The sequence below is a fragment of the Acinetobacter sp. 251-1 genome, assembly GCF_030329305.1.
Classification (GTDB): Bacteria; Pseudomonadota; Gammaproteobacteria; order Pseudomonadales; family Moraxellaceae; genus Acinetobacter; species Acinetobacter piscicola_A.
Window position 1 is genome coordinate 92009 of sequence record NZ_JACANS010000009.1, and the last position, 24724, is coordinate 116732.

The window sequence follows — 24724 nt, forward strand, 5'->3', positions numbered from 1 at the left end:
TTTGCGACAAAACACGTATTTTTCACTCAAAATTGTCTTTTTTTTATGCTATGACAAGTGAGTCATGTCATTTTCTACTTTAAGTTGCTTTTGTTGCGCCCATTTCACTGGGAAAAATTTCTCCACAGTCTTCGACAACCATTGCGCAGTACTTTTCGGTAATACCACCCCCAAAGGATTTTGCTCTTTTAAATCTGCGGATGACACTACTCGTGTACCTAAAATATAGTCAAACCATGGTTTAGTCACACACCAATTGGCATCTTGATTGGAGTTCATATGGTGATCATAATGCCAAGGAATTTTACGTTTTGCCCATTCAGGATGTAAGTGTGCACGGCGATGAATATAATAATAATTACAGGCACTATAAACTGATGCAGCAACCATACCTTTGGAAATGGGATAGAAAATTAAACTCGCTGCACCTGCAACCACCACCAGGGAAATAACTTCATTGCGTGTACGCCAATTGCTTAATCCTTCTACATAACCATGATCATGAAATTCTGTTTTTCGTACTTCACGATGATGTTCCCAATGTGATTTCATACTCCGTGGTACAGGACTAAAACGTGCCTGCCCTACACGGTGAACGCCATGCAAAATATATTTGTGTGCAATCCACTCAAAGCCATTAGCAAATATGATTCCTGCAACAAATCCCTTTATCATGTGAATTCTCCTCAAACCTTATTCTCATACTAGGACAGTTATTTGAAAAGATATTGACCTTTTATAAGGCATTATTGACAAATTACGACATTTTTTTACTTTTTAGTACGCTTCACATGCACTCACTTGTCCCTGATATAAACACACGGTATAAATGCAATTTGATATGAACAAAACCTTTTTTGAAAATAAAAATATGCATCAACTCAAAAATTATTCTGGCACTGTTTATGGGGGGTTAGGTCAACTCCTCTACACTTATATGCAAGCAAAAAATCTTAATATTTCAGAAAAACTGCATAGTGTTCAAAATCTTGAACGTTTTGAGTTTCAAATTTGGCGTGAGCTTTTAGATGAAATCAATGCGCAAGTGCACAGCCCTGCACTTGGCTTAGAAATTGCGGAATATGTACAACCAAAACATTTAGGAATTATTGCCTATATCACCCAGTCATGTGACACCTTAGGTGAAGCACTGACACGTTATTATGATTTTCATCGCTTAATCTATGACGGTGGCCCACTCAAAATTGAAGTGCAAAATGAATTTATTTCAATCGGTTGGGAAGTTTTACCTATTGAGTTAACAACACAAATTACCGATGAGATTGCATTGGCTTTATTGGTTCGTTTTTTACGCCTTTATATACAACTTGACTATATTCAAATTGAACAAGTGAACTTTATTCAACCGCCACCTAAAAATACACGTATATATCAAACGTTTTTTAATGCACCGATTAAGTTTTCTCAACCCAAAGTTGAATTACTTTTACCCTTAAAATTATTTTCAGCACCGTGTAAAAGTCCTGATTCAACTTTGCATCAAATCATGATGCAACAAGGCAAAGAATTACTGCAAAAACTTCCCGAAGGTACACAACTTGACGAACGCCTACAACAAAGTATTCTCAAAGGATTACAAAAAAATAACTATCAAATTGAATCAATTGCGGCGCAGTTACAGATGTCCGTACGCCAATTACAACGCTATTTACAACAACAACATACGACCTATCAAGAGCGTGTACAAGAAATTCGACAATTGCTTGCAATGCAGTATTTACAAGATCCTCATTTGAGTTTACATGAAATTGCAATACTGTTGAGTTATTCAGAACAAAGTGCTTTTCAACGTGCTTTTAAACTTTGGTCAGGTTTAACCCCTCGCCAATGGCGCAAAAACCACCTTGGAAAAATCAAATAAATTACATTACGAATCAAAATAATGTGATATAAATCACAGTTTATATGTTAATTTAACCTCAAACAAAAATAGGTAAATGAAATGAATAAATACTTAGCAGAGCTTTTGGGCACATTTTGGTTAGTTTTTGGGGGCTGCGGTAGTGCGGTATTAGCTGCAGCCTATCCTGAACTTGGCATCGGATTTGCTGGAGTTGCATTGGCATTTGGTCTAACTGTACTCACAGGTGCATATGCTTTTGGTCATATTTCAGGTGGACACTTTAATCCTGCAGTCAGTGTTGGCTTATGGGTCGGTGGTCGTTTTGATGCCAAAGATTTAGTCCCATATATTATTTCTCAAGTGGTCGGTGGTACTTTAGCTGCTTTTGTTCTGTACATGATTGTACAAGGTCAAGCAAACTTTACAGGTGTCGGTAATTTTGCAACCAATGGTTTTGGTGATTTATCGCCAGGTAAATATTCTATGCTTTCTGCATTAATCATTGAAATCGTACTGACTGCATTCTTCTTAATCGTGATCATGGGTGCGACAGACAAACGTGCACCTGCGGGCTTCGCACCGATTGCCATTGGTTTAGCATTAACATTAATTCATTTAATCAGTATTCCAGTGACCAATACATCCGTTAACCCTGCACGTAGTACAGCCGTTGCTTTCTTTGCTGAAACAGCAGCATTAAGCCAAGTTTGGTTGTTCTGGGTTGCACCGATTGTGGGTGCTGTGATTGGGGCAATCATCTATAAAGTCGTGGGTGGCGAACAACAAAAATAACCTCAGCATGCAAAAAATAAAACCTGCATTTTGCAGGTTTTTTATTTCGACATCATGTTATTTATAGAAATGGATTTTCCACTTCACCTTCTATTTCCGTGCTAATTTTGGCAGGTAAATCCGTTTCTTGTTCTAATGCTTTGACAATATCATTGAGATAGGCCTGTAAAATTTTTGCAGCCTGTAAACCCTCTTGATCTTTACCGATCTGTAAGTTTCCATAAATATTGATACGATCTTCCTGATTCTCCAAAGTTAAATCATGAATAGAATGTGATTCTGTACCATTTTCAAAAGCTTTAAACATATTTTTCTCTTATTTTTGATCTGATTTAATGAGAAAAGTATAAAGACTTTCCTCATTAAAAGTGCGTGAGATTATTTCAAAATTTGTAATAAATATTGCAATAATGCCTCAACCAATTGTTTGACTAAAGCATCTTGAGTTTGCTCATCTACTTTTGGTGATGCTGTCGGTGATGTCGTAGCTGCCGTAGCCGTATTGGTTGGTTGGAATTGCTTTTGTAAGGCTTTAAGCTGATCACTCGAAACATTTGGTGCACACTGGCTCTCTGCATCCCAATGTGAATATTCAATTTTAGTGGTGGCTTTAACCTGAGTTGCATTCAAAGGGAGCTTATAAGTATTACGCTTCTGCTCTTCAGTCAATTGTGGAAATAAGTTAATACCAATCTGTTCCTCTAGGGCACAGACACTCACCACATTCACTTTCAAACTATTGTCATTCGGTGCGTAATACGCCCCAATCACACCCTGTTTCGGGATATAAATGGCTTTGAAAACTGCCGTTGGTACAATGACACCATTCCCAATTGTTTTCAGTTTTTTACCTGAAAATACAGGTCCCGTCACCACATAAACATCATTTTTTTGCTTGGTGACGATTGCACGTGTGGCTTCTTCTAGCTCACGCCAAATTTGCTGATTATTTTTTGGTGCTTGTGGAACCATATTGGCCAATGAAAAGCTATCATATTGCGAGGCTTTATCTGGCATATCTGCATTCGGTGACATGTGCCCACGGTCATAACCCGATGCTCTATAGTCAGACAATAAAGCTCGATGACTTTGGCTCACACGCGTTTCTTCATGAAAACTGTCTTCACGTTTAATTTTTTGGCTTAAACGCGCAGGTGATAAATGTTCAGCTGTCCATAAAGGTGTTTTCGACACCCCTGAATACATAACATTGAAACCATTGAAACATAAAGGATAACTATTTTTTTGCAAGCTATCTTTCACTAAAAATGGCGGCTCATCTCGGTAAAATTGTTGCAAACAAGTCGATGAATTTGAACCGACAAAAGGAATAAATTGCGCTATTTTTTCTTGACCAAATGCGATTGCGAAACTACCTGTCGCGACCAAACCTAAAACAATTTTTACCACTGAATTATTCAACAAATCATTCCCTAAATAAGTACTTCGATTACGACGTTTTTTACGAGCCATCACACAATCACTTGAGTATAAATTAGCTTATCAGGCTAACTTTGAGAAAGAAATGTGCTTAGTTTTCAATTGAATAAATCTTCTACAATTATCAGATGACAAAACTGTATGGATATATTTTTATCATCTCTTAAACAATTGTTTAATTGCATTTATTTTTGCAATGATTGGACTTGAAACTAGCATCTAAATTATGACAGTTTCGTTATAGGGAAGCTATGCATCAGCGACATATAATGTCGCAATATAAAGTATTTATAAGTTTAAATGACTAAACTATATTTAAAATGGTTGAGATCTCATTTGCACTAGATGGCTGTTGAGCATAAACAGAATTATCTTGCTTAAAATCAATGACACAAAAAAAGCCAAAGTCTATACTTTGGCTTTCTTCTAAATGACGGTAGCACAAACGAGTTAAATTTCGATTTGACTGCCCATTTCCACGACACGGTTGGGTGGAATTTGATAGAAGTCACTCACTGGACTGGTATTACGCTGCATAGAAATAAATAATTTCTCACGCCATGGCGCCATACCATCACCAATCGTATGGATTAAGCGATCACGCGAAATGAAAAAGGAAATTTGCATCATGTCATAAGGAATTCGTAATTGACCATAGGCTTGTTCCAACGCAACAGGAATGTTGGGTTGATCTTTAAAACCATAATAAACGAAAACTTGTTGGAAACGCTCATCCAAAACCTCAACCCGAATACGCTCTTGATCAGGCACATAAGGAACATCCCGTGTGATCACGGTAACTAAGATATTACGCTCATGTAAGACCTTATTATGCTTAATATTATGCAACATCGCATGAGGCACAATATTGGTATTCCCTGTTAAGAAAATCGCTTGACCAGGCACATAAATCGTTTCCTTACTTAGACTTACACTTTGAATAAATAGACTTAATGGCAATGCATCCTTTTCTAGTTTGCTATATACAATTTCACGCCCATTTTTCCAAGTCATCAAAATTGTAAAGGCCATGATGCCAATGAGAATCGGAACCCATCCTCCAGAAAATACTTTTAATGAGGTAGATGCAATAAAAACTGAATCTAGCAGTAAAAAAGGAACTGCAAATAAAGCCACTTTCCATATAGGCCATCGCCACAGTCCAAATGCCACGACAGACACTAAAATAGTGTCACACAGCATGGTCATGGTTACAGCAACGCCATAGGCACTTGCTAGATTTGCACTACTTTGGAAAATAAGAATCAGTAATAAAATTGAAATATAGAGCACCCAATTAATAAAAGGTAAGTAGATTTGTCCTTGCTCAACATCTGACGTATGTTGCACCGTTAAACGGGGTAAATAGCGTAATTGAATCGCCTGATTTGCCATTGAAAAGACACCGCTAATCACAGCCTGAGAGGCAATCACAGCCGCAGCCGTCGCAAGCCCAATCATGGGATACAATGCCCATTGTGGAACTAATAAATAAAATGGATTTTCAATTGCATGAGGATTGCGTAATAACAACGCACCTTGCCCAGCATAGTTCAGTAGTAAAGCAGGAAGAACAACTGTGAACCATGCTAACTTAATTGGAATGCGACCAAAATGTCCCATATCCGCATAAAGTGCCTCGCCGCCTGTCATGGTTAATACCACAGCACCCATTGCGATAAAGGCAACAAAGGGTTGATGATAAACAAAGCTAATTGCCCAATGTGGACTCAGCATCGAAAGTACATAAGGTGTTTGGACAATACTATGTATGCCCGCTAAACCAATTGCAATGAACCAAAGTAAGGTGATTGGACCGAAGAATTTCCCCATCGTTCCTGTACCATGACGCTGTACCAGAAACAAACCTGTCAAAATCCCAATCGCGAGTGGCATCAACCATTTATCAAAAATAGGCGTTGCTATACTTAATCCTTCAATCGCGGACATGACTGAAATTGCGGGGGTAATAATGCCATCGCCAAAAAATAGCGATGCCCCAATAAATCCAATAGCGATGAGGATAATCTTACGGTGATCTGCAATACGGTTAGAACGTAAGTTGAGAGCAAGTAAGGACATAATTCCGCCCTCACCATTGTTATCAGCCCGCATAATCACAGTGATATATTTGAAACTAATACTGAGCGTCATACACCAAAAAATCAGTGACAAAATGCCTAATACAGTTGCTTCATTAATTGCAATATGTGCTGAGATGAAACACTCTCTCAATGCGTAAAGAGGACTTGTTCCAATGTCCCCAAACACGACCCCTAGTGCAGCTAGGGTTATGGCAGGTAATGCCGTTTTTTTCGCAGTGCTTTGCATAAAACGTCTTCTATAAAGTAGACACGATTTTTTCGCAATCATAGCACTGCAAAAAAACTTTTGCTCTAAATCAATTGTTTCAACTTGGCATAAAGCTTTTTTTTGGTTATTATCGCTCGCCTTGGTGAAGTGTCCGAGTGGCTGAAGGAGCACGCCTGGAAAGTGTGTAAACGTTTATAGCGTTTCGAGGGTTCGAATCCCTCTTTCACCGCCAAATTTAATTCCAAATTTCTCCAATGGAATACCAAAAGACTTAAACTGTAAGGGTTTAGGTCTTTTTTTATTTCTAATCACTACCAACTAAATTCATTGAAATCTAAGCTGCTTTGGGGGATCAGATCGGTATCGTTATGATCATGTTTAATATCCTCAATTCCTCCGCATACATGCGTCTTATCTTATTGATCTCTCTTTTCGCTTAAATTATTTATCTAAAATTAAACATATAGATACAAACTGCCACTACAGCCCGCTAACGAAAAAGAGATTATAAATTCAAAAATAAAATCACAACCCAATGATTAAAATGAATATTTTAAAAACAGCAAAGACGTCAGCATAATGAAAAAGATATTTAAATATCATTTAGATGCAATGATTCAGACTTAATATCAAAGATGCGGTATGCACAATCGAACAAAGCACACGAAATACATCGATTCTAGTATTCGGGAGTTAGAATGAATAACAGTGCCAACTTTGTAAAACAAATCAAAAATGCGAAACGTGGTGGATATACCCCGACCCTTGCAAAAGACATCAATAAACATAAAGTGCAAAAAGCCATTCGCTTAATTGAACAATGGAGAAAACTTGCCAATGAACTCAAGCCACAAATGCAAATAGACATGGCGCTCACTTTAGAAGAATGTGCTCAAGATTTAGACCAAGTATTAAGGAGTAAGTAAATGTCAATTTTTATATCAGTATTTATATATTTTAGACTCTGATTTATTTTGAGATTTTAAATCTTCGACATAACCCGCAAATAAATGCGGGTTATTTTTTTAATAAAACTAAATTTTAAATTAAAAAATACTTACAATCAGGTTTTATTTAAAACCTCTAAATAATTTTATAATAATTATTTATATAAACTTACTAATACTTTTAAAATAAAATTATTTAAAAACATAATATTAGATAATAATTAATAAATATTTTTATATTTTCATCTTTTAATGTTTACAAAATAACTAAACTTTGATAAAAAATAATGCCAACTAAATCACACTAAGAAGAAAAAGTATGAAAAATTCATTATCAATTTTATGTGCTTCACTTTTTATGCAATCTGTAGCATTCGCAGAATCAACACCTTCAAACGTATTGAATCAAACCACAAGATCTCAAGAAATCGCATACGATTGTCAATCTTTGGCGTGGAACTTAGCTGCTGCAAATAAAGGCGATATCGAAGCGCAATATCAAGTCGGCATGAAATATTTTAATGGTGAAGAAGGTCAAAGTGACCATAAAAAAGCACTTCAGTGGTTAAAAATGGCAGCTGAACAGCACCATATCCAAGCACAATATCGCCTTGCGACCATTGCAGAAATGGGCTTAATTGGTTCAAAAAATGACAAGGAAGCATTCCAATGGTATCTGAAAGCCGCGAATCAAGGCGATGCTAAAGCACAGTTCAAAGTGGCTCAAGCATATCGATCAGGTATAGGTATCGCACAGGATCAACTACAAGCACAACAATGGTTACAAAAAGCAGCGCAAGCGAATCACCCTTTAGCGCAAGCCACTTTGGCAAAGCTATAAATTCTATTTTGGTCATTTAAATGTGATGAAAATTAAAAAATGAATAAATTTTCATCACCCTAAAAATAAATCAACATTTTGATTCAATTGTTTATTTTTTGACTTGTAATCTCGTCATTTTTCTGTAGAATTCTCGCTACGTTGCCGGCATAGCTCAGTTGGTAGAGCAACTGACTTGTAATCAGTAGGTCCACAGTTCGAATCCGTGTGCCGGCACCATTTTATACTTAGCCTCGCTTTTTAGTGAGGCTTTGTTGTTTTTGGCATTTCATTTATATTCTTCAGATCTTCTGTGCCGTAATTTGCACATAATGCACTAACCCATCCTTAAAAAGTTTCTCACATAACTTTGCTGTCATACGGATTTTTAATAGATCTATAGCATAGGCTGCTGAATACTGCCATTTACGTTGTACTGCATATTGTGCAAAGCCATGCAAAACTTGTTCTGAAATATCTTGAATCTCAATTTGCCCAAAACCACATGTTTTTAGAATATCTGCGGTCTGTGCATTTGTAAAAAGTTGCTGTGCCTGCACATTGGCTGCTTTCAATAAATACGCATATTTTTTTTGCTCTAACCGAGACAAATTTTGCCATTGATCAGACCATGTTAAGTAATGAAAGCCTAATCGCCCCTTTGAGTTTAAAACGAAATGAATAGAGTCTAAGAATGCAGATAAAGGGCTATGATAGGCAGCATCAATACACAGCACCACATCAAAATCTGTTTTAGTCAATCTATTTTTTAAATTTAAGAATGAAGCACAATGAAACTGAATTTTTGAATTTAAATTTTTTTCAAGATCGACAATGCACTGTGGCTGTAAATCTACAGCACTAATATTTTCAATCTTATAGTTATTTTGCCAATGCAATACACTTGCACCTCGTCCACAGCCTAAATCTAAAAGCTGATCATTTGAATTTAAAGCGACAGCATGTGCCAACCGATCTGCCAATTGGCGACATGCTTGTGGATAAGACTGCGTAGTTGCCGTCCAATATCCTAAATTCGTCCAAGCATACGGCGCATCATCACCTAAAATTTTTGCATTGATGGCATATTTATGTTGTGAAAATTGTTGCTGTATCGCTTGAATCCATTTCATAACACATCAGTAACCAAGTTGTGGAGCAACTTCAACTTTAGGTTTTAAATCAACAAATGGCAATGGTGCACCAAAAATCTCGGCGATATGCATAGCAGACGTTACCGCAGATTCTAAAATAGGCAAACCATCACATGACCAAGACCCACAATAGAATACTTTACGATTTTCTTGACGATGACGTTGTTGCAATTCTTTATTCAATGCCACTGTTTCAGAGTTGACCACCGCACGGGTCAAAGTCACCGTTGAAATGACTTTTTTCGGGTCAATTGCTGTGACTGGACGCCACGTTTGAAACACTGGTGATTTGCCCACGAGACTTGGCTCAACCGAGTTTAACCACACCGTAAATTGTTGCTTGGTAAATTTACGATCCATCATATAACTCAGTACACACCAATCTTTACGATTCGGCGGCATGACCGTAATATCGGTATGCATGACCAACTCACCTTGCTCAAACTTAAAGTTTTTCAACAATGCTAGATCTTCAGCAAACTGCTCAGGATTTAAAAAATCCTCCAGTTTATTGGTTGGGGTTGCCACGATGACCCGGTCAAAAAACAATTGTTCGCCTTGGACATTTTCCACTAAGACTTGGTCGCCGCGTTCTTCAACTTTTGAAACAGCAGAACCACTATGGATATCGATGCCTTCCACCAATTTATCAACTAAAGCAGGTGTACCACCATGCAAACGTAACAATGCATCACCATCTGTTAACTGGCGTAGGAAAACCAATAACGGTTTAGCTGGCCATTCACCAATTGTTTTTGGGTCACACGTACAAATTGTATAGAGCACAGGCATGACTGCACCATGCCAAAATACTTCTTCAATATCATTGTGATTAATAAATTCAGCTAATGTAATATCTTGATTTTTAGATTTAAAAAATTGATGAATTGCTGTTTTAAGTTGCAACATGCCTTTCACTAAACGCCAACCGTATTGCTTAATCCCTTTACGGTTATTGATGATCGGAAAATTTCCTATGCGAGATCGTGTTGTTGTTAACCATGTTTCTGTTTTATCTTCGAACAACCAACTGCATGCCATAAAGGTACGTACAGGAAAGGTTTTAATGCCTAAGTGAGTTGCAAGACTTAAGGTGTTTTTCCATAAATGCGGATTCATCACGCGTAACGGTGCATCAATCAAACCACCTTCAAATGCTAAACTATGACTGTCCATTCCGCGACCAGGTAAGGCTTCAAAGATGGTTATATGATGTCCTGCATCTTTCAGAATTCTTGCTGTAGCAAGGCCAGCCATGCCACTACCAATCACTGCAATATTCAAAGTTATTATCCAAGCGTTAACTATTTTTTTTATTATGAATGAAGCATCTTAAAAATAGGCTATTAAAAAGTTCCAGTTTTTATGGTTTTTCACAAATGAAAAAATATAATCTAATTGATAAAAAATACATCTGCATATAATTTAAACAATATGAATATAACTTATTTTTTTATAACAATTTTTTCAAATTTAAAAATAAACCTTTTTAAAAATATAAAGATAATTTAAATATTTTACCGATTGTTGTATTTACAAACACTTAAGCTTTGATTATTATGAGCAACATAAATGATAACTACTTCACATATTTGAAGGTTAAATATGTGAAATGTATAAAGAAAACTTACAGCGTAAAAGGACTTCTATAGTGTGGGATAGAAGTCCTTTTTTTTATCTCCAATGACCTTAACCATCATGGTAAACATATAGATACATAAAAAGCGGATTCGAAAATCCGCTTTTTCTTTATTGTTCAATAGCAATCTCACCAAATTTACCATGATTAAAATCATGAAATGCTTGAATGATTTCCTCTTTACTATTCATCACAAAAGGCCCATATCCTTGAATCGGCTCATTCAGTGGGCGACCTGTCAGTACCAAAAACTTAGTATCTTTCAGCGCTTTCAACTGAATTTGTGCTTCACCATCTTTGCCAAACAGTACCAAAGAATTGTCTTGCACCACTTGATGGTCATTGAGCAACATTTCGCCCTCAAGCACCACAAGCAAGGTGGTATGGTCTACAGGCACATAAACTTGCTCCGAAAACCCTGCATTTAAGCGTCCATCCCACACATTGACGGGGCTAAATGTGGTTGCAGGACCGTGTTGTTCTGCAAATGAACCTGCGATCACGCGCAAATGTCCAGCATCCTGTTCAAACTGAATCACAGGAATATCTTGTGCATCAATCGCTTGATATTTTGGTGCCGTCATTTTATCCGCAGCAGGTAAATTGACCCACAACTGTACCATTTCAAAAAATCCACCCGTTTCAGCAAACTCTTTTGAATGGAACTCTTCATGCACTAAGCCTGAACCCGCTGTCATCCATTGCACATCACCCGTTTTGATCGTACCACCGCCACCATGCGAATCTTTATGGGTCACTTCCCCTTGATAGGCAATCGTCACTGTTTCAAAACCACGGTGTGGATGTGACCCTACACCATGTTGCACTTGAGTTGGATCGAATTGGTACGGAGATGCATAGTCCAACAGTAAAAATGGACTAATGGCTTGACCTAAACGATCATAAGAAAACAAACTTTTCACAGGAAAGCCATCACCAACCCAGTGCATGTGTTGATTACGATAAACGCCAACAATTTTTTTCATTTCAATGCCCCATCTCTTGCGGAACGATAATATGAATGCATTTTAAAATTTTTGAGATGCTGAATATAGCCACGATTCGGCATTCTATATCTCAAAAATGGGAAGACACTCTGTCCTACATTATTTTAAAGATGAGGCTATTTTCTTATAAATAGGATTATTTTTCTCAGTATTTGGGCTTTAACCAAACTCAGCTTCACGTAGGATGAATAGAGTACAAATACCTGTATCTATTGATTCACAGATATTGCTGTACACTTTCAGACTTAATTTTAATAATGAGGCATAGACCATGGGTAAACCATACGTTCGTTTAGATAAAGACAATGCGGCCGTTTTATTGGTTGATCATCAAACAGGACTGCTTTCTTTAGTTCGTGATATAGATCCTGATAAATTTAAAAATAATGTGTTGGCACTCGCTGCAGCTGCAAAATACTTTAACCTTCCAACCATTTTAACAACAAGTTTTGAAGATGGTCCAAATGGTCCTCTTGTTCCAGAGCTTAAAGAAATGTTCCCTGACGCACCTTATATCGCTCGTCCGGGTCAAATCAATGCTTGGGATAATGAAGACTTCGTCAAAGCAGTCAAAGCAACAGGTAAAAAGCAATTGATTATTGCTGGTGTTGTTACTGAAGTTTGTGTGGCTTTTCCAACGCTTTCTGCTCTTGCAGAAGACTTTGACGTCTTCGTGGTGACAGATGCATCTGGTACATTCAACCATTTAACACGTGATTCTGCATGGGATCGTATGTCACAAGCTGGTGCACAACTGATGACATGGTTCGGTACTTCTTGTGAATTACACCGTGACTGGCGTAATGATATTGAAGGTTTAGGTGCATTGTTTGGTGCGCACATTCCTGACTATAGCAACTTGATCCAAAGCTATATTAAAAATACTGAACAGAAATAATTTTCAGATTTGATATGACAAAAGTGACCTTTCAGGTTGCTTTTGTTTACGCTCTGAATAAATAATAGATTGTCTTAAAAATGGTATAATCTTAAAAATTACTCATTTTTGAGGTGTATGATGCACTCTTTTGATGACTATTACTATTTCTACCTTGTCGTCAAACATGGTGGATTTAGTGCAGCAAGTGAAGCAACAGATATTACGAAGTCCAAACTCAGTCGGCGCATTTTGGACTTGGAAGCCAAATTCAATGTCACACTCATTCAACGTTCCACACGCCATTTTAAAGTCACACCTTTAGGGCATGAGTTCTACAATGAATGTGTCAAAATCATTGAACAAGCAGACTCTGCACAAAGTATATTATTAAAACAAAGTTCCGAATTACATGGCATGCTTAAAATTAGTTGCCCACCCGTGATGATGGAGCACCAAATTCGCCCTATTTTAAATAAATTTCTAAAAAAATATCCGAAAGTTGAAGCAGAATTGGAACTTACTAGCCGTCGTGTGGATGTTTTGCATGATGACATTGACCTTGCAATTCGTACCAATTTTTCTGCCAATGAAGACTCGAGCATTATCGTACGTGACGTAATTAAAACAACGCATTGCTTAGTGGTCAGTCCTGAAGTTTTAGCAGGCAAAGAAATTAAACATATTACACAACTCTATGATTATCCAACGATTGTATTGGGAACTAAAAAACAAAATTATCATTGGCATTTACACAATCAAACCCACAATGAGGTGATTGATGTATTGTTACAACCTCGGGTGAAAAGCAACGATTTAGCAGGTGCATACTATGCTGTTTTAGATGGGCTAGGCATTGCCGATCTACCTTATTTGACCGTACAGCAAGATATTGCATCAGGGCGTTTAATCCACATTTTGCCCGATTGGTGTTCCAATATTGGCACAGTCCAATTGGTTTATGCATCTCGTAAAAGGCAACGCTTGGTCATGGAAAAACTGATAGAAACCTTAGTTGAGGGCATTCGTGACTATGCCAAAGAATTTGATGGCTATTTAACTTAAATAGCTTAATCAAAATAGTATCCAATAAAAAATCCAGAAGACTGACTTCTGGATTTTGATAACCAACATATTTAAAACTTTAGACGCTTAGATTTTACCGATCAAATCAATTGAAGGTGCAAGTGTCGCCTCACCTTCTTTCCATTTTGCAGGGCAAACTTCACCTGGATGCGCATGAACATATTGTGCTGCTTTCACTTTACGTAAAAGCTCTTGAGCATCACGACCAATTCCGCCTGCATTGATTTCAATAATTTGAATCTTGCCTTCAGGATCAATTACAAATGTTCCACGATCTGCCAAGCCTTCAGCTTCGATGAGCACTTCAAAATTCTTCGCCAAAGTCCACGTTGGATCACCAACCATGGTGTATTGGATTTTGTTGATTTCTTCAGAAGCATCATGCCAAGCTTTATGTGTGAAATGTGTATCAGTTGAAACTGAATAAATCTCTACACCCATTTTTTGGAATTCTGCATAATTGTCTGCAAGATCGCCCAATTCAGTTGGACAAACAAATGTAAAATCAGCAGGATAGAAAAATACCACCGACCATTTACCAATCATATCTTGTTCTGAAACTTCAATAAATTCGCCATTTTTATACGCTGTTGCATGAAATGGTTTGACTTCAGTATTGATTAAACTCATTGGGTATTCCTTCAATTCGTTGTAGGGATTGCTTGTCTGTGAAGTTAGAATACGCAAAATGCATGCATCGGTAAAACAGAAGTTTTTTATAAAAATAATCTGTTTTTCAGATCAAAAATACTCACCTTGATCGGCTCTTCAGATCATTCAGGAAAATAAGCAATATTGTTCCACGCTGTATTTGCCAATACTTTTTTATAGTTTTGCGGTGAGGTTTTCACTTTATGTGACAACCATGCCCGACAATAACTCTCTGTCGCTCCAATCATCAAAGACAATAATAATTCTGGTGGAATATTTTTCATTTTTTCAGTATCTGCAAAACATTGCATACGCTTCATAAATTCTTGGTTACGCAACTGATTGGTGTGTTTTAATTCCAAATCTTCATCGTTACGGTTAACCAAAGCTGCTGACATATATAAAAAGCGGGCAAAATCAGGGAAATCAACCACCCAATCAATATAACTACTAACAATCGCTTGAATCGCTTCCTCTAAAGACTGTACATGTAATAATGCCTGCTCACGGCGTTGTGCTTGATCTTGCAAAGCACTCAGATATAAGGTCTGAACAATGCCTTCTTTATTTTTGAAATGATGATAAATCGCGCCGACACTCGTCTCAGCACGCGCTCGGATCATGTCAATATTAGTGGTTTCGATGCCATACTTTAAAAAGCAATCTAAAGCTTCATTCAAAATTGTACGTTTTAATTCTGCACGCTTACCCACATAAATGCGTTGTAATAATTCGGTATTTTTCATCAATATTTCATTCCACCACCTAACTTTGACAAATTTTACGCAGAATATGTTTGCTGAGCCAATAACAGAATATTATTCTGTATTAGAATCATATACAATATTTAATGAGAATGGGACATCACAATGAGCCAAGCACTTAAACTATGGAATAGCTTTAAAAATAAACCTGCAGGGAAATGGACATTTTCAAAATTGCTTTGCCTAAAAGCACCCTATTTCAGTAGTATTTCCCCTGTTTTTGAACAACTTGCACCGAATTATTGCGAAATTAAAATCAAGAAACAACGCTCAGTGCTCAACCATATTGGCACTGTACACGCCATTGCGATGTGTAATATGGCTGAACTTGCAGGTGGAACCATGACCGATGCCACAGTGCCATCTACACATCGTTGGATTCCTAAAGGTATGACCGTAGAATATCTGAAAAAAGCCAATACCGATTTAGTGGCAATTGCGACACCTGCCGATGCAAATTTTCAATGGAATCAAGGCAGTGATTATTTAGTCAATGTTGAAGTGAAAGATACGAAACAAGAAACTGTATTTAAAGCAGTGATTACCATGTGGGTGTCTGCGAAGAAGTGATGCCCTTCTTATTTTTTTCTAATAAAAAACCCTCTGTTTTCACAAAGGGTTTTGATGATGATCTGCTGTTTTAATCAGTTAAAACGGAAGATCATCATCTAAATCTGCTGGTGCTTGAGCAGGTGTTGGTGTAGCGGCTGGCTTCGGTGATTGGAAACCTTGATTTACATTATTGCCCGCATTGCCATAGTTACCTTGGTTACCATAGCCACCTTGGTTGCCCGGATTGCCATAACCACCTGGGTTGTTATTGCCTTGGTTACCGTAGCCACCTTGCTGATTATTGTTAAAACGTGGCTGGCTATAACCACCATTGTCACCACCAAAACCTTGACCTTGTTCGCCTTGTTGACGATTTGAGTCAAGCATTTGCATTTGCTCACCACGAATTTCAGTCGTGTAACGCTCTTGACCATTTTGGTCTGTCCATTGACGTGTACGTAATGAACCTTCGATATAAACTTTTGAGCCTTTACGTAAATATTGCTGTGCAATTTCACCTAAACGGTTATGCAATACGATACGGTGCCATTCTGTTTGTTCTTTTCTTTCGCCCGTATTTTTATCTGTCCAAGACTCACTTGTTGCAATTGAAAACTGGGTGAGAGAACCACCATTTGGGAAAGTCTTCGTCTCAGGATCACGACCTAGAGTACCCACCAATATAACTTTATTTACACCACGCATCAGATGTTATCTTCCTATATATTTCTATGTTTTACTTTATAAGAGTTATGTTTAAATGGCTACCTCTTTACCAAACAAGTGCGTTAAATGTTGTCGCCCAGCATCATCTATTTGCTGTTTATCGACTTTAATATAAGCAACCTGTTGCCCAGACATCACCACCACTTCTTCAATACCACGAATTGTCAGTAATTGAGAAGTCCAATCATCGGTTTGTTTATCCTCAGGTAAACGTAAAACGATTGAGGTTAAATAACGAGGCTGTGCCAAACCGAAACTGATTAGCAGCCAAATTATAGCAATAGCAGTCAGGATACTCCAACCGATGGCCGTATTATTTATCAACAATAATTGACCGCCCAATGTACCACCAAAAAATGCACCTAAAAACTGTCCACTAGCATTTACACCCATTGCTGTTGCTTTAGATTGAATCGGGGCAGCTTTCGATAGCCAAGATGGCAATAACGCTTCCATGACATTAAAAGCAATGAAAAACAAACCTAAACCCAGTAAAAGAATATATTTAGACTCATAACCAAAAATTAAAATCATGAGACCTGCAATGATCCCTGCAATGGCAGTCAGAAAAATGCCGCGCATTTTGCGATATTTTTCAGCCAAAATAATGCTTGGAAATGCAAAAAACAAACTGATGAGCAGTAAAGGTAAATACACAATACCGTGTTTTGACAATGGAATCCCTGCAAAATTGATCAACTGTGATGGGATATAGACAAACATTGCCGTTAATAAAAGATGCAGTGAAAATACTGACACGTGTAAACGATTGAGATCACCCATTTTCAAAACTTGTTTCAGTTGAGTGAAATAACCTTGCTGAAAATTTTTATGATGGCGTGTGGTTTTTGGCACTAAAAATAAGGTCAAAATCGCCAATAATCCCATCAGTGTCGTTACCCAAAATAACCCAGAAATCCCAACCAATGTGGTGAGCCAAGGGCCGAGGCTAAAAGCAACTGTAAAAGATAAGCCGATGCTCATTCCCATGACTGCCATGGCTTTGGTTCGGTTTTCTTCACGGGTAACATCAGCTAAGAGTGCCATCACCACTGCGGACACCGCCCCTGCTCCTGCAATGGCTCGTCCGATGATCACACCATAAATGGTTTCTGACATGGCTGCGACAGCACCACCTAAAGCAAATAACAATAGACCAAACACAATCAGTGGCTTACGACTAAAACGGTCTGCCCAAAGGCTAAAAGGAATCTGCAATAAGGCCTGACTCAAACCATAAACACCGACCGCCAAACCGATCAATGCTGGGGTTGCATATTGATATGACTGTCCTGCAACAGCAAAGACAGGAATAATCATGAACAACCCCAACATGCGTAAGGCGAAAATACTACTTAGTGCAAAGGTGGAACGGCGCTCTATGGAATTCATCATATCAATAAACTTTTCAAAATTTTTTTCACTTTATTTCCACCCTATCATCGCATATTGCTACTCGTTTGTGGGAGCTCTGCGCATAAAAAAGGACGTATAAATACGTCCTTATTATGAGCATTTTTCTTAAAAAAGCATTAATGCTGCGCAATGCGTTTATTGTATTGAATTGAGGCAATCACCGCCCATACAATAAATGCGACACCAATCAAGCCTGTGACCACTTCAGGTACATGTACACCTGTACCACTTGCAAGCATAATAAATGCCAATGCACCAATCGCATAGTGCGCGCCATGTTCAAGGTAGATATAGGCATCTAAAGTACCTTTATCTACAAGATAAATGGTCATTGAACGGACAAACATTGCACCTATCGCAAGACCTAACATGATGATCACGACATCTGAAGTAATGGCAAATGCACCAATGACCCCATCAAAACTAAAAGATGCATCTAACACTTCAAGGTAAATAAAACCACCTATACCCGCTTTAATTGCACCTGTTGGTGCACCTGAAGCATCATGACCAATTGCATTGCCATTTTCATCCACTTCAGGTTCACCGCCAAGTAAATGACTCAGCACTTGCACCCCGATATAAATCACGATGCCCCAAATTCCGGCCATCGTCACCACAAGACGTTTAGCTTCGTCAACATAGGCAGCCATGATCAATAATGCAATCAATGCCAAAAATACAGACATTGCAGGTACATTGGCTAAATTAGCTAAACGTGCTTCAAGCCATTTGAACCAATGGGTATCTTTGCCTTCATCCAAGAAGAAATTTAAAAATACCAATAATAGGAATGAACCACCAAATGCCGCAATTTCTGCATGATGGGCAATTAAACGTGCTGAATAGTTCTTTGGATCATTCAGTGCCATATTGACCACTTCCATCATGCCCATGTCAGCAGTTGCTGCCACAATCACAATTGGGAAGATTAAACGCATACCAAAAACAGCAACGAGAATACCGACAGTTAAAAAGATCATTTTCCAGAAATGATCCCAACCACGTAAAACGGAAGCATTGACAACTGCGTTATCAAAAGAAAGTGAAACTTCCATCACCGCTAAAATTGCAGTAATGGTCAATGCCGTGAACATCGTCTTTAAGCCAGCTTCTGGACCATGGTGAAAACCCCAGTAGGCAGAGATAGCAAGACACACGACCGAAAAGATGATTGAGAAACCAAAATGTTTCCACATGATAAACGACCTATGAGTATTTTTTATCTAAGGTGTGCTGACAGTTCATCTATGTGAAGCACGAATGAAATGTGTACAAACCCTAAAAATAAATAGAGAGTACTTAAAGCAAGGTTTAAGTTAGATATGCTAATTATGACAACTTTTATTTATTTTTCTCAAACTCTTCGTATGATTTTTTTGAACATGTGACATGATTTAAACGGTTTTTCAGGTCGTAAATTTTTTAATTATTGTTATAGTTAAGGCATTATTTATAAACTATTTGGAATCATTACATGTCATTTTCTCAAGATGTCTGGCAACGTAATCACGCACTCTATCAAAAAACCTTAGCACTTCCATTTAACCAAGAACTCGCTGCGGGGACTTTAGACAAAGCGGCTTTTTGTCACTATGTAATTCAAGATGCTCACTATTTGGTGGCATATGGTCGTGCCCTCGCTGTGTGTGGTGCGAAGGCATTTGATGCCGATGACATTATTCAGTTTACCCAAGGCGCTAAAGAAGCCATTGTGGTTGAACGCAGTTTGCATGATGGTTTTATGCAAAATTTTGGTATTAGCAAAGAGGATTTTGAAAATACGCCTTTGACTTTGGCTTGTCATCATTACACCTCATTTTTAACTGCAACGGCTTGGTCTGAAAGTTATCCTGTTGTTTTAGCATCACTATTACCTTGTTTTTGGATTTATGCAGAAGTCGGCAAGGATATTGTGAGTGCGTCTGTTACCAATAACCCTTATCAGGCATGGGTAGATACTTATTCAGGTGAAGAGTTTAATGAAGCGGTTAAAAATGTTTTAGCCACCATTGACCGTATTGCAGAACGTTGTGATGCAGATACCATCGAGAAAATGCATAAGGCATATACCAAAGGTGCTGAACTTGAGTATTTATTTTGGGATGGCGCTTATCATCAAAGACAATGGTTAAGTTTAGATGAGCAATAAGTTTAAAAAAAAATTATTTATCTTACCTTTCTCTTACGTTTGATGTGGCGTAAGAGAAGTGGTTCTATTATAGATTTAAAAAATTTAAATGCCTTTTAGATTTTCAAAATCGGCATGTGTTAAGCCCACATCTAATTTTGTAATGTCATACTGAGCAACCGCCTGAAAAGGATCTAATTTTAAAATTTCTTCAAGTTCAGCCAAAGGCATATTCTTCGCAAACAGTACACCTCCTGTTACAGGGTCTTGACGCCCTGCCGCAATGAAATGACCACATTCAAATTGTTGTTTCAACCATTTCACATGATCGCGTAGATAAACATCGACTTCTTCTAATGGTTTTTGATATTGCAACTGAATGATGTACATGATGATTTCCCTATTTTAATAATAAATGACTTTTTCACTTTTCAGCCTTAAGCATACACCATTCATTCAGCATCATCGTATCCATAAATTGATCAAAAATTTATGAAAAATAACTATTCCATCCCAAAATCAAAATGACTGCCGCCACAATCCAGCATCCTGTTGCAACACCCAAACACGACCAAATCGGCATTTTTGTTGCCAATATATACACCGTAAAAAGATAGACAAAATAAGGAATTAAAGACCAGATACCAAACAATGCAGTTTGCCTTAATGCTTCTGCACCTTTGTCTTGTGCCACAATCACATGCGCAATCAACGCAAATGTGGGAAATAGCGGGACTAAACCTGCGATATAAAATACCTTACTTTTAGATAATACAGCGATCAACAACACGACGACTGCCCCAATCACACATTTCAACAACAAAGACAGCATGTGGATCTGATCCAAAAGTAAAATTCTGACAAGGTAAATTTTAACGTATTTTTTCGTGAATGTTGATATGACGACATACAAAGTGGGGATTGAATCAATAAAAGTTAAGATTAGCCAAAAGATTTAAACTCATAGATGACTAATAAAAATAATGATTATTATCAATATGTACAAATTTGATCCGTTGTGAGGTTCCTATGCAAAATTCAACTTTAGCTACAGAGGCAAGTCGTACATTTTTCAATTTACAATGTTGTTGGCTAAACAATGAAGAAATTTATCTAGAAAAAGGGTGTCAGCATTGCAGTGCTGCTGCAACGTATCTGATTTATTATACCAATACTCATATTCAAAAATTGATGTTGGTATTTATTACACAATTTAATTGCCATCTTGCAAAAGGTTGGCACTTACTCGACTTAGCAGATTTTGAAGATCAATATAATGAATTTTAACATTTACTCGAAAAAGAGGTTAATTTTTATGCCCGACAACATCATGATACCGCACGAGTATTTGCCTTTGAAGAATTAGACTCTATTTTTGAAAGACCTTATGCAATGGCATGCTAATCAGGCTTTGATAAAATCGAATGATTGATTCTATAGAACATTTTACTGTTCAAACATGCTATTTAACAGCAATGAGATTTCAACAATTTGGTCTTTAACTTGATGAAAAGCTCATTTTATTGCATTTGAAACATGTAAGGAAAGGTTCTGATTTAATGGATCTTTCACATATCCGACATAAAATGTCGCGAAAAAACGATTTAATACAGCTTGAACAAAATTAAATCGCTATCATATATAGTCTTCAAATTGCATACATTCGAGATCGTTCTATGAGTCAAAGTCATATCCGTATTCGAGGCGCACGTACCCATAATTTAAAAAATGTGTCACTCGATATTCCACGCGACAAGTTTGTGGTAATCACGGGACTTTCGGGCTCAGGAAAATCCTCTCTCGCTTTTGATACCCTCTATGCCGAAGGTCAGCGCCGTTATGTCGAGTCACTGTCCGCATACGCCCGTCAGTTTTTATCACAAATGGAAAAACCTGAAGTTGATTCAATTGAAGGTTTAAGCCCTGCGATTGCCATTGAACAGAAATCGACAAGTCATAACCCACGCTCTACAGTGGGAACCATTACTGAAATTTACGATTATCTGCGTTTGCTTTATGCACGTGTTGGTACACCTTACTGTCCTGAGCATGACTTGCCAATGGTGGCGCAAACTGTTTCGGAAATGGTTGATGCCGTTAAAGCCTTAGAAGAAGGCACAGCGCTGATGTTACTCGCGCCCGTAGTACGTGAGCGTAAAGGTGAATACAACAATTTATTTGAACAGTTACAAAGCCAAGGTTTCGTGCGTGCTCGTGTCGATGGTGAAGTGATTGATATCGACACACCACCTGAATTGGATAAAAAGAAAAAACACACCATTGAAGTGGTGGTGGATCGTTTTAAAGTACGTGATGATTTAGGCAATCGTATTGCAGAAAGTTTTGAAACCGCATTGCGTTTAGGTGGTGATATTGCAATTTTATCGTGGATGAATGGCGAACAGCCTGAACGGGTATTTTCAGCCAAACACTCTTGCCCTGAATGTGACCGCGCTGTGGCAGAACTCGAACCACGTCTATTCTCATTCAACAACCCATTTGGCGCATGCCCTGTTTGTGATGGTTTGGGCACACGTAGCCATTTCAGTGCTGAAAAATTGATTCCAAACCCCGAAGTTTCAATTAGCCAAGGGGCGATTCGTGGTTGGGACAGACAACGTCCATATTATTATTCCATGATTCAAAAAGTCGCAGATCATTTCGGTTTTTCTTTGGATACGCCTTGGAATGAACTCGATGCCGACACCAAAAAGAAATTCCTCTACGGTACAGGCAAAGAAAAGGTTGATTTAAGTTATATCGATGAGCGTGGGCGTAAACATAGTCGTGTGCAGGCTTTTGAAGGTATTTTGCCACATTTGGAACGTCGTTATCGTGAAACAGAATCGAACTATGTTCGTGATGATTTGGCACAGTACCTTTCCAATGCCGCGTGTGATGCCTGTGGTGGCTCTCGTCTGAATGAAATTTCACGCCATGTTCGCGTGAAAGACAAAACCATTGCCGAAATCACCAAAATGTCGATTGGTGATGCTGAAAGCTACTATCAGGATTTAAACCTTGAGGGTGCTAAAGGCGAGATTGCGGACAAGATTTTTAAAGAAATCCGTGAGCGCTTGCACTTCCTTGTATCGGTTGGTCTGAACTATTTAAGCTTATCACGTTCTGCGGAAACCTTATCAGGCGGTGAAGCACAGCGTATTCGTTTGGCTTCACAAATCGGTGCAGGTCTGATGGGCGTGATGTACGTTTTAGATGAGCCTTCGATTGGGTTACATCAACGTGACAATGACCGCTTACTGGAAACCTTAGTTCGCTTGCGTGACCTAGGCAACACCGTACTCGTGGTTGAACATGATGAAGATGCAATTCGTGCAGCCGATCATATTATTGATATCGGTCCAGGCGCAGGGGTGCATGGTGGTCATGTGATTGCTGAAGGGACTTATGATGAATTGGCTGCCAATGAAAATTCTTTAACGGGTCAATATCTGTCAGGCAAATTAAAAATCGAAGTACCGAAAAAACGTGTAGAACCACCTAAACCTGATGAACAAATCAAATTGATGGGTGCATCTGGTCATAATTTAAAGAGTGTCGATTTAACCATTCCTCTAGGTGTGATGACTTGTGTTACAGGCGTATCAGGTTCAGGTAAATCGACGCTGATTAACCGTACATTATTGCCTTTGGCTGCAACTCAACTCAATGGTGCAACCACCTTAACGGCGGAAAAGTTTGACTCAATTGATGGTTTGCAATTCTTGGATAAAGTGGTGGACATTGACCAAAGCCCGATTGGTCGTACGCCTCGTTCTAACCCTGCAACGTATACGGGTTTATTTACCCCGATTCGTGAATTGTTTGCACAAACGCCTGAAGCCAAGGCACGTGGTTATGCCGCAGGTCGTTTCTCGTTTAATGTGAAAGGTGGTCGTTGTGAAGCCTGTGAAGGCGACGGCATGATCAAAGTGGCGATGCATTTCTTACCTGATATGTATGTGCCATGTGACGCCTGCCATGGCAAGCGTTATAACCGTGAAACGTTAGAAGTTGGTTATAAAGGCAAAAACATCTCTGATGTGTTAGAAATGACCGTTGAAGATGCGATGCATTTCTTTGATGCGATCCCTGTGATTCATCGTCGTTTGGAAACTTTAAATCAGGTCGGTTTGGGTTATATCCGTTTGGGTCAGTCTGCGACCACGCTTTCAGGTGGTGAGGCGCAACGTGTGAAACTTGCTCGTGAATTGGCGAAGCGTGATACAGGTAAAACCTTGTATGTTTTAGATGAACCAACGACGGGGCTGCATTTCCACGATATTGCGAAACTTTTAGATATCCTGCATGAGCTACGCAATAAGGGCAATACCATCGTGGTGATTGAGCATAATTTGGATGTGATCAAAACGGCGGACTGGATTGTCGATTTGGGTCCTGAAGGGGGTTCAGGCGGTGGACAGATCATTGCCGAGGGTACGCCTGAAGACGTGGTGAAATCTAAAGTTTCGCATACAGCGAAGTTTTTAAAGCCGATGTTGAAATAAAAATCTCCCCTAACCCCTCTTTAAAAAAGAGGGGAAT

The 24724-nt window shown here is 38.3% G+C and carries 23 protein-coding genes, 2 tRNA genes and 1 pseudogene; 12 read left to right on the forward strand and 14 right to left on the reverse strand.

What is annotated here, in order from left to right:
• Positions 1-48 precede the first annotated feature (48 nt).
• Entirely contained in the window at positions 49-675 is a 627-nt protein-coding gene (locus tag HX129_RS09165; protein ID WP_174493905.1) for a hypothetical protein, read from the reverse strand.
• A 196-nt stretch (positions 676-871) separates the two neighbouring features.
• Here HX129_RS09165 and HX129_RS09170 point away from each other — a divergent pair, with 196 nt between their 5' ends.
• Complete coding sequence (locus HX129_RS09170; protein ID WP_286434923.1) at positions 872-1882, forward strand: AraC family transcriptional regulator; 1011 nt, start codon at positions 872-874, stop codon at positions 1880-1882.
• Positions 1883-1963: 81 nt separating this feature from the next.
• The gene (gene aqpZ, locus HX129_RS09175; RefSeq protein WP_174493906.1) at positions 1964-2656 is read left to right on the forward strand and encodes an aquaporin Z; all 693 of its coding nucleotides are present in this window, start codon (positions 1964-1966) and stop codon (positions 2654-2656) included.
• A 61-nt stretch (positions 2657-2717) separates the two neighbouring features.
• On the opposite strand, the gene HX129_RS09180 is transcribed toward aqpZ, so the two are convergent.
• The 3 genes from HX129_RS09180 to HX129_RS09190 form a co-directional block, all read right to left on the reverse strand.
• Positions 2718-2963 carry a hypothetical protein gene (locus tag HX129_RS09180; RefSeq protein WP_180047643.1) on the reverse strand — a complete coding sequence of 82 codons (246 nt, stop codon included), beginning with the start codon at positions 2961-2963 and terminating at the stop codon, positions 2718-2720.
• 71 nt (positions 2964-3034) lie between these two features.
• A complete protein-coding gene (locus tag HX129_RS09185; RefSeq protein WP_286434908.1) occupies positions 3035-4129 on the reverse strand; it encodes a DNA/RNA non-specific endonuclease in 1095 nt (364 codons plus the stop codon).
• Positions 4130-4546: 417 nt separating this feature from the next.
• Positions 4547-6427, reverse strand: a complete 1881-nt coding sequence (locus tag HX129_RS09190) for a potassium transporter Kup (protein WP_130072318.1) — start codon at positions 6425-6427, stop codon at positions 4547-4549.
• Between the two features lie 123 nt (positions 6428-6550).
• Between HX129_RS09190 and HX129_RS09195 the strand changes: the two genes are divergently transcribed.
• The 4 genes from HX129_RS09195 to HX129_RS09210 all read left to right on the forward strand — a co-directional run bounded on the left by HX129_RS09195 (position 6551) and on the right by HX129_RS09210 (position 8416).
• Positions 6551-6641: transfer RNA gene (locus HX129_RS09195), tRNA-Ser, on the forward strand.
• A 466-nt stretch (positions 6642-7107) separates the two neighbouring features.
• The gene (locus tag HX129_RS09200) at positions 7108-7335 is read left to right on the forward strand and encodes a hypothetical protein (protein WP_130072332.1); all 228 of its coding nucleotides are present in this window, start codon (positions 7108-7110) and stop codon (positions 7333-7335) included.
• A 340-nt stretch (positions 7336-7675) separates the two neighbouring features.
• On the forward strand, positions 7676-8197 hold the full coding sequence (locus HX129_RS09205; protein WP_286434279.1) for a tetratricopeptide repeat protein: 522 nt from the start codon (positions 7676-7678) through the stop codon (positions 8195-8197).
• Between the two features lie 143 nt (positions 8198-8340).
• Positions 8341-8416 (forward strand) — tRNA-Thr (locus HX129_RS09210).
• Between the two features lie 62 nt (positions 8417-8478).
• On the opposite strand, the gene HX129_RS09215 is transcribed toward HX129_RS09210, so the two are convergent.
• The 3 genes from HX129_RS09215 to HX129_RS09225 form a co-directional block, all read right to left on the reverse strand.
• Positions 8479-9309 carry an SAM-dependent methyltransferase gene (locus tag HX129_RS09215; RefSeq protein WP_286434281.1) on the reverse strand — a complete coding sequence of 277 codons (831 nt, stop codon included), beginning with the start codon at positions 9307-9309 and terminating at the stop codon, positions 8479-8481.
• Between the two features lie 6 nt (positions 9310-9315).
• Positions 9316-10614: an FAD-dependent oxidoreductase gene (locus HX129_RS09220; protein WP_130072335.1), complete on the reverse strand. Its 1299-nt coding sequence runs from the start codon at positions 10612-10614 to the stop codon at positions 9316-9318.
• Between the two features lie 465 nt (positions 10615-11079).
• The gene (locus HX129_RS09225) at positions 11080-11955 is read right to left on the reverse strand and encodes a pirin family protein (protein WP_286434285.1); all 876 of its coding nucleotides are present in this window, start codon (positions 11953-11955) and stop codon (positions 11080-11082) included.
• Between the two features lie 292 nt (positions 11956-12247).
• On the opposite strand from HX129_RS09225, the gene ycaC reads away from it, so the two are divergent.
• Together ycaC and HX129_RS09235 are read left to right on the forward strand one after the other, a co-directional pair.
• Positions 12248-12874, forward strand: coding sequence for an isochorismate family cysteine hydrolase YcaC (ycaC, locus tag HX129_RS09230; RefSeq protein WP_130072337.1), 627 nt, complete (start codon positions 12248-12250; stop codon positions 12872-12874).
• 120 nt (positions 12875-12994) lie between these two features.
• Positions 12995-13918 (forward strand): LysR substrate-binding domain-containing protein, encoded by a 924-nt coding sequence (locus HX129_RS09235; RefSeq protein WP_286434426.1) that lies wholly within the window; start codon positions 12995-12997, stop codon positions 13916-13918.
• A gap of 87 nt (positions 13919-14005) precedes the next feature.
• Here HX129_RS09235 and ahpC read toward each other — a convergent pair whose 3' ends face one another.
• Together ahpC and HX129_RS09245 are read right to left on the reverse strand one after the other, a co-directional pair.
• Positions 14006-14569 (reverse strand): alkyl hydroperoxide reductase subunit C, encoded by a 564-nt coding sequence (ahpC, locus tag HX129_RS09240; protein WP_174493925.1) that lies wholly within the window; start codon positions 14567-14569, stop codon positions 14006-14008.
• A 143-nt stretch (positions 14570-14712) separates the two neighbouring features.
• On the reverse strand, positions 14713-15336 hold the full coding sequence (locus tag HX129_RS09245; RefSeq protein ID WP_180045538.1) for a TetR/AcrR family transcriptional regulator: 624 nt from the start codon (positions 15334-15336) through the stop codon (positions 14713-14715).
• Between the two features lie 123 nt (positions 15337-15459).
• On the opposite strand from HX129_RS09245, the gene HX129_RS09250 reads away from it, so the two are divergent.
• Positions 15460-15924 (forward strand): hotdog fold domain-containing protein, encoded by a 465-nt coding sequence (locus HX129_RS09250; protein ID WP_130072340.1) that lies wholly within the window; start codon positions 15460-15462, stop codon positions 15922-15924.
• Positions 15925-16002: 78 nt separating this feature from the next.
• On the opposite strand, the gene ssb is transcribed toward HX129_RS09250, so the two are convergent.
• From ssb to HX129_RS09265, 3 genes are all read right to left on the reverse strand, one after another.
• Positions 16003-16611 carry a single-stranded DNA-binding protein gene (gene ssb, locus HX129_RS09255; RefSeq protein ID WP_286434306.1) on the reverse strand — a complete coding sequence of 203 codons (609 nt, stop codon included), beginning with the start codon at positions 16609-16611 and terminating at the stop codon, positions 16003-16005.
• A gap of 51 nt (positions 16612-16662) precedes the next feature.
• On the reverse strand, positions 16663-18027 hold the full coding sequence (locus tag HX129_RS09260) for an MFS transporter (RefSeq protein ID WP_130072342.1): 1365 nt from the start codon (positions 18025-18027) through the stop codon (positions 16663-16665).
• A gap of 137 nt (positions 18028-18164) precedes the next feature.
• Complete coding sequence (locus tag HX129_RS09265) at positions 18165-19247, reverse strand: DUF475 domain-containing protein (RefSeq protein WP_130072343.1); 1083 nt, start codon at positions 19245-19247, stop codon at positions 18165-18167.
• A 278-nt stretch (positions 19248-19525) separates the two neighbouring features.
• Here HX129_RS09265 and tenA point away from each other — a divergent pair, with 278 nt between their 5' ends.
• Positions 19526-20200, forward strand: a complete 675-nt coding sequence (tenA, locus tag HX129_RS09270) for a thiaminase II (protein WP_174493929.1) — start codon at positions 19526-19528, stop codon at positions 20198-20200.
• A gap of 84 nt (positions 20201-20284) precedes the next feature.
• Here the strand turns inward: tenA and HX129_RS09275 are convergent, their stop codons facing one another.
• The gene (locus tag HX129_RS09275; protein ID WP_286434307.1) at positions 20285-20569 is read right to left on the reverse strand and encodes a YciI family protein; all 285 of its coding nucleotides are present in this window, start codon (positions 20567-20569) and stop codon (positions 20285-20287) included.
• Positions 20570-20669: 100 nt separating this feature from the next.
• On the reverse strand, positions 20670-21011 hold the full coding sequence (locus HX129_RS09280) for a GlpM family protein (RefSeq protein WP_130072346.1): 342 nt from the start codon (positions 21009-21011) through the stop codon (positions 20670-20672).
• 197 nt (positions 21012-21208) lie between these two features.
• Between HX129_RS09280 and HX129_RS09285 the strand changes: the two are divergent.
• Positions 21209-21583: pseudogene (locus HX129_RS09285) on the forward strand (hypothetical protein).
• A gap of 272 nt (positions 21584-21855) precedes the next feature.
• Positions 21856-24687: an excinuclease ABC subunit UvrA gene (gene uvrA, locus HX129_RS09290; protein ID WP_286434309.1), complete on the forward strand. Its 2832-nt coding sequence runs from the start codon at positions 21856-21858 to the stop codon at positions 24685-24687.
• Positions 24688-24724: the final 37 nt, after the last annotated feature.